The organism is Variovorax sp. E3, from assembly GCF_016082275.1.
In the GTDB taxonomy this organism is placed as follows: domain Bacteria; phylum Pseudomonadota; class Gammaproteobacteria; order Burkholderiales; family Burkholderiaceae_C; genus Variovorax.
This window is the reverse complement of the sequence record NZ_MOWM01000097.1, coordinates 1-14509: the sequence shown is the minus strand read 5'-3', so window position 1 is coordinate 14509 and position 14509 is coordinate 1. Positions and strand designations below refer to the sequence as shown.

Below are 14509 nucleotides of genomic sequence, written 5' to 3'. Positions count from 1 at the left end.
GAGAAAGAAAAAACCGGGGTCAGTCGAGCCGGATGTGGGCGGTCTGGATCACCTGGGCCCACTTCTTCGTCTCGGATTGGATGTAAGCCTCGAAGGCCTCGGTCGAGGCCGGCGCGGGCTCGGCGCCGAGGTTGCGCATCGAGGTCTTGATCTGCTCGTCGCCCAGGGCGGCGTTGATCTCGGCGTTCAGCCGCGCCACGATGGGCGCCGGCGTGCCGGCCGGCGCCACCACGCCGAACCAGCCCGTGGAGTCGTAGCCGGGCAGGCCGGCTTCGGCCACCGTGGGCACGTCGGGCAGCATCGGCACGCGCTGCGCGCTCGTTACCGCGAAGGCGATCAGTTTGCCGGCCTTGATCTGCTGCAGCGAAGCCGGCAGGTCGACCAGCGCGAGCGGAATCTGCCCCGCGATGGCGTCCAGGGCCGCCGGGCCCGAGCCGCGATAGGGCACCTCGACCAGCTTCACGTCGGCCATCTGCGCGAACAGCGCGGCCGACAGGTGCATGGCCGTGCCGTTGCCGCCATGGCCGATCGACAGCGTGCCCGGCTTGGCCCTGGCCAGCGCGATCAGCTCGCGCTGCGTGCGCGCACCGATCGACGGATGGCCCACGATCACGAAGGGCGTGGCCGCGACCATGGCCACGGGTTTGAAGTCCTTCACCGGGTCGAAGGGCATCTGCGGGTACAGGCTCACGTTGGCGGTCAGCGCGCCGGCCGCGCCCAGGCCCAGCGTGTAGCCGTCGGCCGGCGCCTTGGCCACCAGCGACAGGCCCACGTTGCCGCCCGCGCCGGGCCGGTTGTCGACCACCACGGGCTGGCCCAGCTTCTCGTTCAGGCGCGGCACCAGCATGCGCACCACCGCGTCGGCGCTGCCGCCGGGCGGGAAGGTCACGACCATGCGGATCGGCCTGTTGGGAAAGTCCGCGGTGACAGACGACGGCGCCTGCGCCTGCGCGAAGGCCGCGCCGCCCAGCAGGGTGCAGGCGGCGGTCAGCAGCAACTGCCGACGAAGCGCGCTGGCCCCACGGGCGCAGGATGCTGTCATCGAGACTCCTTGAATGTGCTTGGTGTTTGTCATGGATTGAACGATGGCAGGATTCATTCGTAAATCAAGAAATTTCGAATCAAATATCATCTTTCCTGATGAATGCGAACTTCAGTCCTACGATCCGCCAGCTGCGTGCGTTCCTCGCGGTCTACCAGCTGCGCAAGCTCAGCACGGCGGCCCAGCGGCTGTTCGTGACGCAGTCGGCGGTGAGCATGCTGATCCGCCAATTGGAGGAAGGTTTGGACACTCGCCTGTTCGACCGCACCACGCGTTCGCTCAAGCCCACGGCGGCGGCCGAGCAGATGATGGTCACGGTCGAGCGCATCCTGCGCGACGTCGATTCGCTGTCGAACGACTTCCGCGAACTCGCCACGCTGGAGCGCGGCCGCGTGACGCTGGCCATCACGCCCACGCTCGCGGGCTTTCTGCTGCCCGACGCGATCCGCGCGTTCGGCGAGCAGCATCCGGGCGTGCGCGTGCTGGTGAACGACTGCGCGCCCGACCAGTTCATCTCGCGCATCATCGGCGAGCATGTGGACTTCGGCATCGGCACGCCCGAGCGGCCCGGTGCCGAGGTCGAGGTGCAGCGCCTCATGCGCGACCACCTGGCCCTGGTGTGCCGCGAAGACCATCCGCTGGCCAAGCCGCGCGTGGTGCGCTGGAGCGACCTGGGCGGCCACCCCGTCATCACGGTGCGGCCGGGCTACGGCGTGCGGCCGTTGATCGACGGCACCGCGGCCGACGCGGGCGTGGCGCTGGACGTGGTGAATGAGGTGTCGTTCCTGTCGACCGCGATCTGGATGACGGCCGCCGGCATGGGCGCGTCGATCATGCCCTCGGCCTTTGCGCGCGCCGAGGCCGACCCGTCGCTGGTCATCAAGATCCTCAGCGCGCCGCGCGTGGCGCGCGACATCTCGATCGTCACCAAGCGCGGCCACTCGCTCTCGGCCGCGGCGCGCGCCTTCATCGAGGCATTGAAGCGCTCCCTATAATTTTTTTCCGATAACAACACAGGGGGCCCTGCCCATGAGAACTTTCATTCGACGTCTCGGGGCTTTGTCGCTCCTCCTGGCCTTCAGCCTTGCGCTGGTGGCCTGCGGCAACAAGGAGGCCGAGCAGCGCGCCGCCTTCATCGCCTTCCTGCAGACCCGCGTGCTCGACAAGCCCGGCCTGCGCGTGCCGGCGCTCACGCCCGAAGAGAAGACCGCGTTCGGCGACTACGCCCGGCACTTCGCGGTGATCACCGATTTCAACGAAGGCATGAACCAGTCGGTGAGCCAGCCCATGACGCAGATCATGGCCAAGGGCGCGCTGCGCTCCGTGGCCGACCTGGCCGCGCGCCGCGACGACCTCAAGGCCGCGAAGGACGGGCTCGGCGGCCTGCGCACCGCGCTCGACCAGCAGACCGCCAAGGCCGATGCCGCGCACGCGCAGCTCAAGCAGCCCGACGACCTGAAGCAGGTCTACGACAAGGCCTACGACAAGACCGTCACCGTGCCCGCGGCCACGTTCAAGGAAGTGTTCCCGGCGCTCGACAGCGTGTTCGACAGCGCGCTGGCCATCGGCGACTTCCTCGAGAAGAACAAGTCGAAGATCCAGGTTTCGGGCGCCACGATCACCGTGACCGACCCCGCCGTGCAGGCGGAACTCAACAAGATGCTGCAACAGCTCAACGGCCAGTCGAGCGCCATCACGCCGCGCAGCGAAAGATGCAGGCGATGGTGCGCGGCTCCTGAGCGCAGCCGCGCGGCCACAACGCATCAGACGAAGTGGTCGAACGAGCCGAAGCGCTGTGACACCGGCGCGCCGGCCGCATCCACGATGCGCAGGCCCGCGTCGGCTTCGATGCGGCCGATGCGCGTCACCGGCGTGGCGCTGTCGCGGCCGGCCTGCTCGACCGCGGCGCGCGCGGAGGTCGGCGCGGTGAAAACCAGCTCGTAGTCGTCGCCGCCCGAGAGCGCGCAGGTGCGCAGGAGGGCGGCGCTCAGGCCGGGCGCCTCGGCGGCGATCAGCGCCGTGGCCGCATCGGCGTCCAGCGTGGCGCCCACCTTGCTCGACGCGAGGATGTGGCCCAGGTCGCCGATGAGTCCGTCGCTCACGTCCACCGCCGACGTGGCGATGCCGCGCAGCGCCTGCCCCAGCGCCACGCGCGGCGTGGGTTGCTCCATGCGCGCGCGCGCCGCCTCGAAGGCATCGGCCGACAGCGACACCGTGCCGCGAAACACCTCCAGCGCCAGCCGTGCGTCGCCCAGCGTGCCGCTGACCCACAGCTCGTCGCCCGCGCGCGCGCCCGAGCGCAGCAGCGCCGCGCCCGCCGGCACTTCGCCGAACACCGTGATGCAGATGTTGAGCGGGCCGCGCGTGGTGTCGCCGCCCACCAGCTCGCAGCCGTGCGCGTCGGCCAGTGCGAACAGGCCGCGCGAGAAGCCTTCGAGCCACGGCTCGTCCACGCCAGGCAGCGCCAGCGCCAGCGTGAAGGCCAGCGGCTTCGCGCCGCAGGCCGCGAGGTCGCTGAGGTTCACCGCCAGCGCCTTGTGGCCGAGCCGCGCCGGCTCGACGGTCGAGAGAAAGTGCCGGCCCTCGACCAGCATGTCGGAGGACACCGCGAGCTGCATGCCCGGCGCGGGCGCGAGCAAGGCGCAGTCGTCGCCCACGCCGAGCGGGGAGCGCGTGGCGGGGCGTTTGAAATAGCGTGTGATCAGGTCGAATTCACCCATGGGGGTGTGAGCATAACGACAGTGCGGGGGGCTCAGATCGCCGCGCCGCGAAACCGCAGCGCCGCCTGCCGCACCACCTCCGCCAGCAGCCGCTCCTTGCCCTGCTTCTCGCGCAGCCAGCGCGCGTCGTTGCGGTTGGCTTCCACACTGGTGCGCAGCTCGCCCAATGCCTGCGTGGCGTTCAGCGCCTCGCTGTGCCATTCGAGCTGGGTCATGGTCATCAGGATGTGGTCGCGCAGCGGCATGTGCTGGCCGCTGGCCGGGTCGACATACACCGCGTCCAGGCCGAAGCGGCAGGCCTGGAAGCGGTTGTAGGTGTAGACCAGGTAGTCGTCTTCGGTGGGCTCGAAAGGCTGCTCCTGCAGGAACCACGCGGCCAGCGACTGCACGTAGCCTGCGAGCGCGGCGGCGCGCTCCACGGTGAGCGGCGTGTCGAACACGCGGATCTCGATGGTGCCGAACTCGGGCTTGGGGCGGATGTCCCAGTAGAAGTCTTTCATGCTGCGCACGACGCCGGTGCGGGTCATGCGCTCGAAGTAGGCCTCGAACTCCTTCCAGCTCAGCGTGAACGGCGCGCGGCCCGACAGCGGGAACGCGAACACCGAGTTCAGCCGCGCCGAATCGAACTGCGTGTCCTGCCCCTGCACGAACGGCGACGACGCCGACAGCGCGATGAAGTGCGGGATGTAGCGCGACATGCGGTGCAGCATCAACAGCGCCGCGTCGGCGTCGGGGCAGCCGATGTGCACGTGCTGGCCGAAGATGGTGAACTGCTTCGACAGGTAGCCGTACAGCTCCGACAGCTCGCGAAAGCGCGGCTTGTCGTAGATGCGCCGCTCGTGCCACTGCTGGAACGCATGCGTGCCGCCGCCCACCACCGCGATGTTGAGCTTGTCGGCATTGCGGATCAGCGCCTCGCGGATCGGCGACAGCTGCGTGATCACGTCCTGCGCCGAGTGGCAGATGTCGGTCGAGATCTCGATCATGCTCGACGTCATCTCGGGCACCACGCTGCCGGGCAGCGGGGTCTGGGCCATCAGGCGCAGCATGTCCTCGGCGTAGGGCGCCAGGTCGTAGTCGTGCGTGTTGACGAGCTGCAGTTCCAGCTCCACGCCGAGCGACAGCGCCTCCGACTTGTTGAAGGGCTCCAGCTTGACCATGCGGCTCTCGGGGTCCGCGGGCAGCGGGGCCGAGCGCACGTCGTCGCTGTCGGGATCGAGGGGCGTGTTCTGCGGGGCGCTCATCGCTGGGTGTCCTCGGTGGTGCTGAAGGCCTGGGGCGCCCAGGGCACCGAACTTTCTCCGACCGCATGGATGGCCACGGTGGCGAGCACCGCGCCCACCACCTCCATCAGCAAGATCGAGGGCAGGGCCACCTGCGTGATCATGGTGCCCAGCAGGGGCGAGGCGGTCGCGAAATTGGAGGCGATGAGCAGCGCGATCGACGACAGCGGCGACATCGCGCAGCCGACCCAGAAGGCCTGCTTCCAGCTCGCGCCGCTGCCGGGGTTGGCAATGGCCACGCCGGCGATCTTGGTGATCAGGCGCACGCCGATCACGGCGATCACCACGCTGGCCACCGGCAAGGTCCAGTCGGCCTGCGCGGCGACGATGGACACCAGCACGAACATCAGCATCGTCAGCAGCGAAGCCGCCGTGCCGAGCTGGCGCTGCCAGGCCCAGGGCTTGGGGTTGAGCGTTTTCAGCAGCACGCCGCCGATCAGCGCGGCCAGCGGCGCCGAGCCGCCGACGTGCGCCGTGAGCGCCGCGCCGGCCGCGATGATGGCCAGCAGCAATATCGAGGTGTTCTCGCTGGTCGGGCTCATCACCCGCAGGGCCGAGCGCAGCGCCAGCGCCATGATGGCGCCCACCACGAACGACAGGCCCAGCACCACGCCCACCGGATAGAGCTTTTGCAGCAGCGTCTGCGGCGCCCGCTCGATCAGCCCGGCCTGCGCGTAGCCCAGCGCCAGTGCGTAGAAGGTGTTGAGCGTGGCCAGCGTCATGGCGCGCTCGGTCACGGGGCCGGCGGCGCGGGTGTCGATGATCACGCGGCTGAGCACCGCGGGCGAGGCCACGATGGCCATCAGCGCGATCGGGTTTGCCACCGGCTCGGGCAGGCCCAGCAGCGTGAGCACCCAGTACACGCCGAAGTAGGTGAGCGTGGCTTCGAGCAGGCTCTGCACCAGCACCATCGGGTTGTGGCGGAACCAGCGCAGCGGCAGCCGCCCGCCGGCCTCGAACAGCACCACGGCCACGCCCAGCTCCAGCAAGAACAGGCTCAGGCCGCGCAGCGGCCAGATCGCGCCCTCGAAGCCGGCGAAACCGACGACGGCGCCCACCAGCGAATAGCCGATGACCTTGGGCAGCCCCAGGTAGCGCTGCACCAGGTGGCCGGACGCCGCGGCCGCGGCCAGCAGCAGCGACCACAGCACGGTGGGCAGGCCGGCCGAGGGGCGCACCCATTCGGACCAGAAGCCCAGCAGATCGTTGAAGAAGCTCGTCAGATTCATGCAGGTAGGAAGAAGCTCACCGGCCGGCTGCGCCAGCGGGCCCAGATCGCGCTGCGGATGCGCGCGCGGTCACCCAGCTCACGCTGTGCGCGCGCAGCGCCAGCCGGAAAGCGAAATAGAAACTCACGCTCACATTGAGCGCGCCGATCACCGGAATGGCCGCCACCGCCCACCACAGCGCGGGCTGCTGCAGCACCGCCAGGCCCGTGGACGCCGCGGCCGCGGCAATCTGCCCGGCCGACAGTGTCACGTGGCGCACATCCAGCCCGAGCCCGAAGAAACCCGCGAACGCAGGCAAGAGGCCGAGCATGAGTCCGAGCGAGATGTTGGAGGCGAAGCCCGAGATGTGTGTGCGCATGAAGTCGGCCCAGCGGCGAGCCCGTGCGGCGCCCAGAAAAGCGCCGATGCGTGGGTTGTAACGCATGGCGGAGTCCAGTCTGTGCAGGACAAAGGCGTTTTCTGTCCATCCGGCGATGATGCTGGCCGAAAACAGCAGGATGCCGGTGATTGCCGCATAAAGCGCGGTCGGGCCCGCCAGCGACAGCGAATGCAGCGTGGCCGCCGCGTGCGGCGCGTCGAGCAGCGGCCGGCCCAGCGCCAGCTGCACCAGCAGCGCCACCGCCACCATGGCCGGCACCACCACCAGCACGTTGCCCAGCACGGCCGCCACCTGGGAGCGCACGAGGTTGGCCACCTCGTCGACGAAGCTGCCCACCGCCTCGTCCGACTTGATGTCGCGCAGCCGCGCCGCCAGCGCCGGCGCCGTCATGGCGGGCTGCTTGGTGGCCAGCGTCAGGTGCAGCAGCTGGATCGCGACAAAGCTGGCCGCGTACATCAGCCCGGCCGCCAGCCCGCTCCAGAAGGCCGACAGGCCCAGCGCGTAGATGCCGAACTTCAGCAGCACGGTGATGGAGGTGAGCGCGCCGCCACCGGCCGCCTTTTTCACCATCTGCGCGTAGCTGGCGCGGTCGCGGGTGATGTAGTGCTCGCCGGTCTCGGCGCTGCGCTCGGTCACCTTGGCGGCCAGCATCGACGAATTGGAGGCGATCAGCGCGCGGATGCTGTTGCGCTCGCCGCCCGCCAGCACCAGCCGGCCGATCAGCCGTGCCATGCTGGGCGCGGCGTTGGGCGTCATCAGGCAGTCGAGCAGCTCGCGGATGCGCAGCACGCGCTCGCGCAGCTGGCGCAGCCGGAACACCAGGCCGACCGAAATGCCGTTGTCTTCCAGGTGCGTATAGACCGACGAGGTGACGGCGCGGCAGGCCTCCAGCCGGTCGCGGAAGGCCACGAAGGCGGCCTGCAGCGCCTCGTCGTCGCGCGGCTGGGCGAACATCTGCTCGCGCAGTTCGTCCAGGTCGGCCATCAGCGCGTGGAACGGGCGCGCGGCGCCCAGCTCGGGGCTCATGCGCAGGCGCAGCTCGGGCGAGAAGCCGGCGGCCACCACCTGGCTGCCGCAGTAGGTGACGGCGTCCATCACCGTGTGGCGCCAGCGCGGGGCGCCGTCGTCGTCCAGCGCCGCGTCGGACAGCAGGGCGCCGATGCGCGCGAGCTGCGTTTCGTCGAGCAGCGCGATCCAGCCGGCGTCGAACACGCCGGGCAGCACCATGCGGAACAGGTCCGACGCGTCGGTGGTCTCGGGCGTGCCGGGCAGGATCTTGCGGCGCAGCCGCTCGCCCAGCTCGCTGGCGAAGGCGGTTCGCGGCGCAAAGCCGTAGTCGGCCAGGAGCGTGGTCAGGTCGACCGACTGCGTGAACGCGCGCCACCAGGCGCGCAGGCGCTCGCGCAGCTCGGGGCGCGCCTCGATGGCGTCCAGCAGCAGTTGCACGCGGCCCATGGCCGCCTGGGGCGAGGCGCGGTCACCGCGCAGCCAGTCGAAGATATTGATGAGCCAGATGTGGCGTTGCGCCACATCGGCCGTCGGGTCGAGGCCGGCAAGCAGCCCCTGCAAGTCGCGCGAAGCGGCAGCCATGTCGGGGGGCGGGGGAGAAAAAGAAGAAAAGGGTGCTGTCCGTGCTCAGGGCATCAGTGCAGGACACGCGAGACCGGGGTGCCGTCGATGTCGGCTTCGAGCACGAAAAGCGGCACGGGCACGTCGAAGCGCTCGCCTTCTTCCGTCACCACGAAGAAGCTGCCGTGCATGGTGCCGCTGGGCGCCTGCAGCCTGCAACCGCTGGTGTAACGAAAGGATTCGCCGGGTGCCAGCAGCGGCTGCTGGCCGATCACGCCGAGGCCCTTGACCTCCTGCGGATGGCCCGAGGCGTCGTTGATCAGCCAATGGCGCGCAATCAGCTGCGCGGCCACCGAACCCGTGTTCGTGATGGTGATCGTGTAGGAAAAGGTGTAGATGTTGTCCTTGGCGGACGACTGGTCGGCCAGGTAGCGCGGTTCGACCTGTACGCTGAAGGGGCTGTGTGACATGGGGCGCATGGTAACGGAGGCCTTTGGTCGGACTTCCGCCGGCTGCGAGAATCAAGGGTTATGAGCACCCCGTTTCGCATCGCGCCCTCCATCTTGTCCGCCGACTTCGCGCACCTCGGCAAAGAACTGACCGACGTGATCGCGGCCGGCGCCGACTGGATCCACTTCGACGTGATGGACAACCATTACGTGCCGAACCTGACCTTCGGCCCGATGATCTGCCAGGCCCTGAAGCCCTACGCCAAGACCGCTGACGGCACGCCGGTGCCGATCGACGTTCACCTGATGGTCCAGCCGGTCGACGCGCTGGCCGCGTCTTTCGCGCAAGCGGGCGCCGACTACATCAGCTTCCACCCCGACGCCTCGCCCCACACGCACCGCAGCATCCAGGCCATCAAGCACGCGGGCTGCAAGGCCGGCCTGGTGTTCAACCCGGGCCTGGGCCTGGAGGCGCTGGACTGGGCGATCGACGACATCGACCTGATCCTGATCATGAGCGTGAACCCCGGCTTCGGCGGCCAGAGCTTCATCGACTCGGCGCTGCGCAAGATCGAACTGGCGCGCAAGCGCATCGAGCAGAGCGGGCGCGACATCCGCCTGGAAGTGGACGGCGGCATCAAGGTCGACAACATCGCGCGCGTGGCCTCGGCCGGCGCCGACACCTTCGTGGCCGGCAGCGCCATCTTCAACGCCAAGGACTACGGCGCGGTCATCGGCGACATGCGCCAGCAGCTGGCCAGCGTCGTCAGCGCTTGAGCTTGTCGTTGTAGACGCGGTCGGCCTCCGGGCCCCGGTCGGTGTCGACCACGCCGCGTTCCACGTCGTCATGGGCCTTGCGGCCTACTTCGGGCGGTCGGCCCTTGTCCTTGGTCTGCTGGCTGTCCGACGACTGGTCGTGCTCGTGGGGCAGGCGTGGCGCGGGCTCGCCGTCCTGTTGAACCTTGGTCTTGCTCATGCGTGGCTCCTGGTGTTTGAAGCGCAGCCTCGCCCGGGCCGCCAACCCATGCGGTAGGACAGCCAAGGCAGCCCCTGTAGGCGGGGGCTCGGCCGCCCCTCGGATTGCGCGGCGTCTTTGCATTCGGTCACGGGGCTCCGCAATAATCCCCGGATGTCTTCCGATCCCCTGGCCGGCACCGCCACCGACAGCCTTCGCATCCACACCTTCGCTTCGCTGAACCCCGGCCCGCGGCTGCTCGTGGTGGGGGGCGTGCATGGTGACGAAACCTGCGGTACGGAAGGCATCGCGCGCATCCTGGCCGAGTTCGAGGCCGGCACGCTGCAACTGCAACGCGGCGAGCTCACGCTGGTGCCCGTGGCCAACCCGCTCGCGCGCCGCCGGCTGCAGCGCGAAGGCGAGCGCAACCTGAACCGTCTGTTTCGCCCCAGCGACACGCCGGCCGACTACGAGGCCCGCATCACCAACGTGCTGGCCCCGCTGATCGCGCGCCACGAGGTGCTGCTCGACCTGCACTCCTTCCAGAGCGATGGCGAGGCCTTCTCGATGATCGGCCCGCGCGACAACACCGGCACGCTCGAGCCCTTTGCCCGCTCCTATGAAGAGGGTCAGCTCGCGCTGCACATCGGCACGCCGATCGTGGTGGAGGGCTGGCTCGACATCTACGCCGCAGCCTGGCGCAGCGCGCGGGCGGCGCCCCGGCCGACGAGGCCGCCATCGACTTCGGCCGCGGCACCAACGAATACATCCGCAGCTGCGGCGGCTACGGCGTGACGCTCGAATGCGGCCAGCATCAGGACCCGCAGCGCCCGAGGTGGCATGGCGCGCCATTCGCCGCACGCTCGCCCTGTTGGGCATGGCCGCGCTGCCGCCGGGCCTGCCGGGCGCGCCCGCGCAACCGCCCAAGCTGCTGCGCCTGGCTCGCGTGACCGACCGCCTGCACGAAGACGACAGCTTCGTGCGCGACTGGGCCACCTTCGACGAAGTGGCGCAGGGCGAGCCCATCGGCATGCGCCACGACGGCACGCTGCTGAGCGCGCCCGAAGACGGCTTCATCGTGTTCCCCAACGCACTCGCGCTGCCGGGCGCGAGTGGTTCTACTTCGCGCGCCCGAGCGAACGCCAGCTGGGCCCGGTGGCCGGCGCCACCTGACGGCGGCTGGGGCCGCGCTCCTACACCGCCCGCGCGCACGGGCGGCGCACATTCCAAGCCTGAAGGAGTGTGCCCATGCCCGTCTCGAAAAAAGCCCCCGCGCCGCGCGTCCTGTGGAAGGGCGCCATCAGCTTCGGCCTGGTCCACATCCCGGTGGCGCTGTACTCGGCCACCACCGACCACGGCATCGACTTCGACTGGCTCGACAAGCGGACCATGGACCCGGTCGGCTACAAGCGCATCAACAAGAAGACCGGCAAGGAGATCGCGCGCGAGCAGATCGTGAAGGGCATCGAGTACGAGGACGGCGAATACGTCGTGCTCAGCGACAAGGAAATTGCCGCCGCCTACCCCAAGACCACGCAGACCATCGAGATCGAGACCTTCGTGCCGGCCAACGGCATTCCGTTCGTCTACCTCGAGCGGCCCTACTACGTGGCGCCCATCAACCGCGGCGCCAAGGTGTATGCGCTGCTGCGCGAGACCCTGCAGCGCAGCGAGCGCGTGGGCGTGGCGCGCGTGGTGATCCAGACCAAGCAGCACCTGGCGGTGCTGGTGCCCGTGGGCCCCGGCCTCGTGCTGAACCTGCTGCGCTGGGGCGCCGACATCCGCCCCTGGACCGACCTGCCGTTGCCCTCCGAAGACGCGAAGAAGGCCGGCCTGAGCGAGCGCGAACTCAAGATGGCCAAGCAACTGGTCGACGACATGAGCGCCGACTGGGACCCGAACGAATTCAAGGACGAGTTCAAGGACGAGATCCTGCGGCTGGTCGACAAGAAGGTGAAGGCCGGCCAGACCGAGACCGTGACGCAGCCCGAGCCCGAGGAGTCGCAGTCGAGCGAAGGGCGCGGCGCCAAGATCATCGACCTGACCGAACTGCTGCAGCGCAGCCTGCGCAAGGGCGGCGGCAAGACGGCCAAGGCGGCGGCCGATGAAGAGGACGAAGACGAAGAAGAAGCGCCCCCGCCCAAGGCCGCCGCGAAGAAGCGCAAGCCCGCCGCCAAGGCCGCGCGCAAGGCCCCGGTGCGCCATCGCCGCGCCGCCTGACGCCGGGACGCCGCGACGCCGCCATGGGCACGACCGCATCGACCACCTCTGCCGCGCGCAAGGCGCTGGCGCGCTACCACGCAAGCGCGACTTCACGCGCACGCCGGAGCCCAAGACCGGCGGCCGGCGGGGCAAGGGCGTGTTGTCCTTCGTCATCCAGAAGCACCACGCGAGCCACCTGCACTACGACTTCCGGCTGGAGCTGGACGGCACGCTCAAGAGCTGGGCCGTGCCGAAAGGGCCGTGCCTCGACCCGACGGTGAAGCGCATGGCCGTGCATGTCGAGGACCACCCCATTTCGTATGCCGGCTTCGAGGGCACCATTCCGCCCAAGCAGTACGGCGCGGGCACCGTCATCGTCTGGGACCGAGGCGACTGGCTGCCCGACGGCGATGCGCGCAAGTCGCTCGCGGCCGGCAAGCTCAAGTTCGAATTGCGCGGCGAGAAGCTGCACGGCCACTGGACGCTGGTGCGCATGCACGGCAAGGGCGATGAATCGCATGAGCCCTGGCTGCTGATCAAGGAGCGCGACGCCGAGCGCGCGCACTCGATGACTACGACGTGCTCGAAGAGCAACCCGCGAGCGTGCTGACCGGGCGCGGCGTGGACGAGGTGGACCAGCCGCCGAAGAAAAAGGTCAAGAAAACGGTCAAGAAAGCGGCCGTCAAGAAAGAGGCCGTCGCTGCAAAGAAGGCCGCGCTCCCCGCCACGTTGCAGCCCCAGCTCGCCACGCTCGCGGCGTCGCCACCCGCATCGCCCGGCGATTGGCTCTATGAGCTCAAGTTCGACGGCTACCGGCTGCTCGCGCGCATCGACAAGGGCAAGGTCCGCTGCTTCACGCGCAACGGCCACGACTGGACCGCGAAGCTGCCCGCGCTCGCCAAGGCGCTCGCGCAACTGAAGACCGATGCCGCCTGGCTCGACGGCGAGATCACCGTCGAAGGCGAGAACGGCGCGCCCGACTTCCAGGCGCTGCAGAACGCCTTCGACCGAGGCGCGACATCGGCCATCGTCTACTGGCTGTTCGACGCGCCTTTTCTCGGTGGCGAAGACTTGCGCGACATGCCCGTCGAGGAGCGCCGCGCGCGGCTCGCGAAGCTGCTCGGCAAGAGGCCGCCCGCGCCGCTGCGGCTGAGCGAAGCCTTCGACGCCTCACCGCGCGACCTGCTCGCGTCGTCCGCGCGCATCGGCTTCGAGGGCATCGTCGGCAAGCGCAAGGACTCGGCGTATGTGTCGCGCCGCTCGCCCGACTGGATCAAGCTCAAGAACCAGCAACGGCAGGAGTTCGTGATCGGCGGCTTCACGGCGCCCAAGGGCTCGCGCGCCGGCTTCGGCGCCTTGCTGCTGGGCGTGCACGACGAGGCCACGGGGCGCTTGCGCTACTGCGGCAACGTCGGCACCGGCTTCGACGCGAACCGCCTGGCCGACATCAAGGCGAAGCTCGACAAGCTGGCCACCGACGACTGCCCGTTCACGCCCGTGCCTCGCGGCGTGAAGGCGCAGTGGGTCAAGCCCGCGCTCGTGGCCGAGGTCTCGTTCGGCGAGTGGACGCGCGAAGACCGCGTGCGCCAGGCCGTGTTCCAGGGCCTGCGCGCCGACAAGCCCGCGCGCGACATCCGGCGCGAACGGCCGAAGGCGGCGAGCGAGATCGACGCCGGGCCGGAGCCAGAGCAGACGAAAGGAGAAGCCAAGCCCATGGCCCTCAAGATCACCCATGCCGACCGCGTGATCGACAAGCACAGCGGCATCACCAAGGGCCAGCTCGCGGCCTACTACGACAGCGTGGCCACGCTCATGCTGGCGCACCTGCGCGGGCGGCCCGTGTCGCTGGTGCGCGCGCCCGAAGGCGTGGGCGGCGAGCTGTTCTTCCAGAAGCACCTGCAGAACCGAGAGATCCCCGGCGTGCGTTTGCTCGACCCCGCGCTCGACCCGGGCCACGAGCCGCTGCTGCAGATCGACACCAAGACCGGCCTGCTGGGCGCCGCGCAGATGAACGTGATCGAGCTGCACACCTGGAACGCCACCTCGCGCAACATCGGCAAGCCCGACCGCATGACCTTCGACCTCGACCCCGGCGAGGGCGTTGCGTGGCAGCAGATACAGGAGGCCGCGATGCTGGTGCGCACGCTGCTGGACGAACTGGGCCTGCCTTCGTTCCTCAAGACCAGCGGCGGCAAGGGGCTGCACGTGGTGGTGCCGGTGCGGCGGCAGTACGACTGGGACACGGTCAAGGGGTTTTCGCAAGCGGTGGTGGCGCACCTCGCCGAGACCATTCCGTCGCGCTTCGTTGCAAAGAGCGGGCCGCGCAACCGGGTGGGAAAAGTGTTTGTCGACTACCTGCGCAATGGCTTCGGCGCGACCACGGTGAGCGCGTGGTCGGCGCGCTCGCGGCCGGGGCTGGGGGTGTCGGTGCCGCTGGGGTGGGATGAGCTGGCGGTGTTGACCAGTGCCGATCAATGGAACGTCGGCAATGCGGCCGAACGCTTCGGCATCGGCAACAAGCCGTGGGATGTGATGGAGCGCAGCCGCAAGGGGCTGGCTCCGGCGATGAAGCTGCTCGGCTACAGCATCAAGTAGCCCCAGGGTATTTCTCCCTCCCCTCCCGGGGGAGGGCCGGGGTGGGGGCACGACGGCCTCGACCACCGAGCAGCGCTCGTTGGGTG

The 14509-nt window shown here is 69.3% G+C and carries 9 protein-coding genes and 4 pseudogenes; 6 read left to right on the top strand and 7 right to left on the bottom strand.

What is annotated here, in order from left to right; all coding sequences use genetic code 11:
• Positions 1-19: 19 nt before the first annotated feature.
• Positions 20-1042, bottom strand: a complete 1023-nt coding sequence (locus tag BMG07_RS26760) for a tripartite tricarboxylate transporter substrate binding protein (protein ID WP_198087078.1) — start codon at positions 1040-1042, stop codon at positions 20-22.
• Positions 1043-1140: 98 nt separating this feature from the next.
• On the opposite strand from BMG07_RS26760, the gene BMG07_RS26755 reads away from it, so the two are divergent.
• Positions 1141-2037 (top strand): LysR family transcriptional regulator, encoded by an 897-nt coding sequence (locus tag BMG07_RS26755; RefSeq protein ID WP_198087077.1) that lies wholly within the window; start codon positions 1141-1143, stop codon positions 2035-2037.
• 34 nt (positions 2038-2071) lie between these two features.
• A pseudogene (locus tag BMG07_RS26750) lies at positions 2072-2781 on the top strand (DUF3053 domain-containing protein).
• A gap of 24 nt (positions 2782-2805) precedes the next feature.
• Here BMG07_RS26750 and thiL read toward each other — a convergent pair.
• The 5 genes and pseudogenes from thiL to apaG form a co-directional block, all read right to left on the bottom strand.
• Positions 2806-3762 carry a thiamine-phosphate kinase gene (gene thiL / locus BMG07_RS26745; RefSeq protein ID WP_198087076.1) on the bottom strand — a complete coding sequence of 319 codons (957 nt, stop codon included), beginning with the start codon at positions 3760-3762 and terminating at the stop codon, positions 2806-2808.
• Positions 3763-3794: 32 nt separating this feature from the next.
• Positions 3795-4922, bottom strand: coding sequence for a YbdK family carboxylate-amine ligase (locus tag BMG07_RS26740; RefSeq protein WP_198087087.1), 1128 nt, complete (start codon positions 4920-4922; stop codon positions 3795-3797).
• 80 nt (positions 4923-5002) lie between these two features.
• A complete protein-coding gene (locus BMG07_RS26735; protein ID WP_198087075.1) occupies positions 5003-6274 on the bottom strand; it encodes a cation:proton antiporter in 1272 nt (423 codons plus the stop codon).
• A pseudogene (locus BMG07_RS26730) lies at positions 6271-8243 on the bottom strand (site-specific recombinase). The gene BMG07_RS26735 and the pseudogene BMG07_RS26730 overlap by 4 nt, the downstream one beginning before the upstream one ends.
• Before the next feature lie 53 nt (positions 8244-8296).
• Positions 8297-8692, bottom strand: a complete 396-nt coding sequence (gene apaG, locus BMG07_RS26725; RefSeq protein ID WP_198087074.1) for a Co2+/Mg2+ efflux protein ApaG — start codon at positions 8690-8692, stop codon at positions 8297-8299.
• A 60-nt stretch (positions 8693-8752) separates the two neighbouring features.
• Between apaG and rpe the strand changes: the two genes are divergently transcribed.
• Positions 8753-9448 carry a ribulose-phosphate 3-epimerase gene (rpe, locus tag BMG07_RS26720; protein WP_198087073.1) on the top strand — a complete coding sequence of 232 codons (696 nt, stop codon included), beginning with the start codon at positions 8753-8755 and terminating at the stop codon, positions 9446-9448.
• On the opposite strand, the gene BMG07_RS26715 is transcribed toward rpe, so the two are convergent.
• Positions 9438-9647, bottom strand: a complete 210-nt coding sequence (locus BMG07_RS26715) for a hypothetical protein (RefSeq protein WP_269759407.1) — start codon at positions 9645-9647, stop codon at positions 9438-9440. The two genes, rpe and BMG07_RS26715, sit on opposite strands and share 11 nt — an antisense overlap.
• 153 nt (positions 9648-9800) lie before the next feature.
• On the opposite strand from BMG07_RS26715, the pseudogene BMG07_RS45055 reads away from it, so the two are divergent.
• The 3 genes and pseudogenes from BMG07_RS45055 (at position 9801) to ligD (ending at position 14423) form a co-directional block, all read left to right on the top strand.
• Positions 9801-10799: pseudogene (locus BMG07_RS45055) on the top strand (succinylglutamate desuccinylase/aspartoacylase family protein).
• 75 nt (positions 10800-10874) lie between these two features.
• The gene (locus BMG07_RS26705) at positions 10875-11846 is read left to right on the top strand and encodes a Ku protein (RefSeq protein WP_198087072.1); all 972 of its coding nucleotides are present in this window, start codon (positions 10875-10877) and stop codon (positions 11844-11846) included.
• A 23-nt stretch (positions 11847-11869) separates the two neighbouring features.
• Positions 11870-14423: pseudogene (gene ligD, locus BMG07_RS26700) on the top strand (DNA ligase D).
• Positions 14424-14509: the final 86 nt, after the last annotated feature.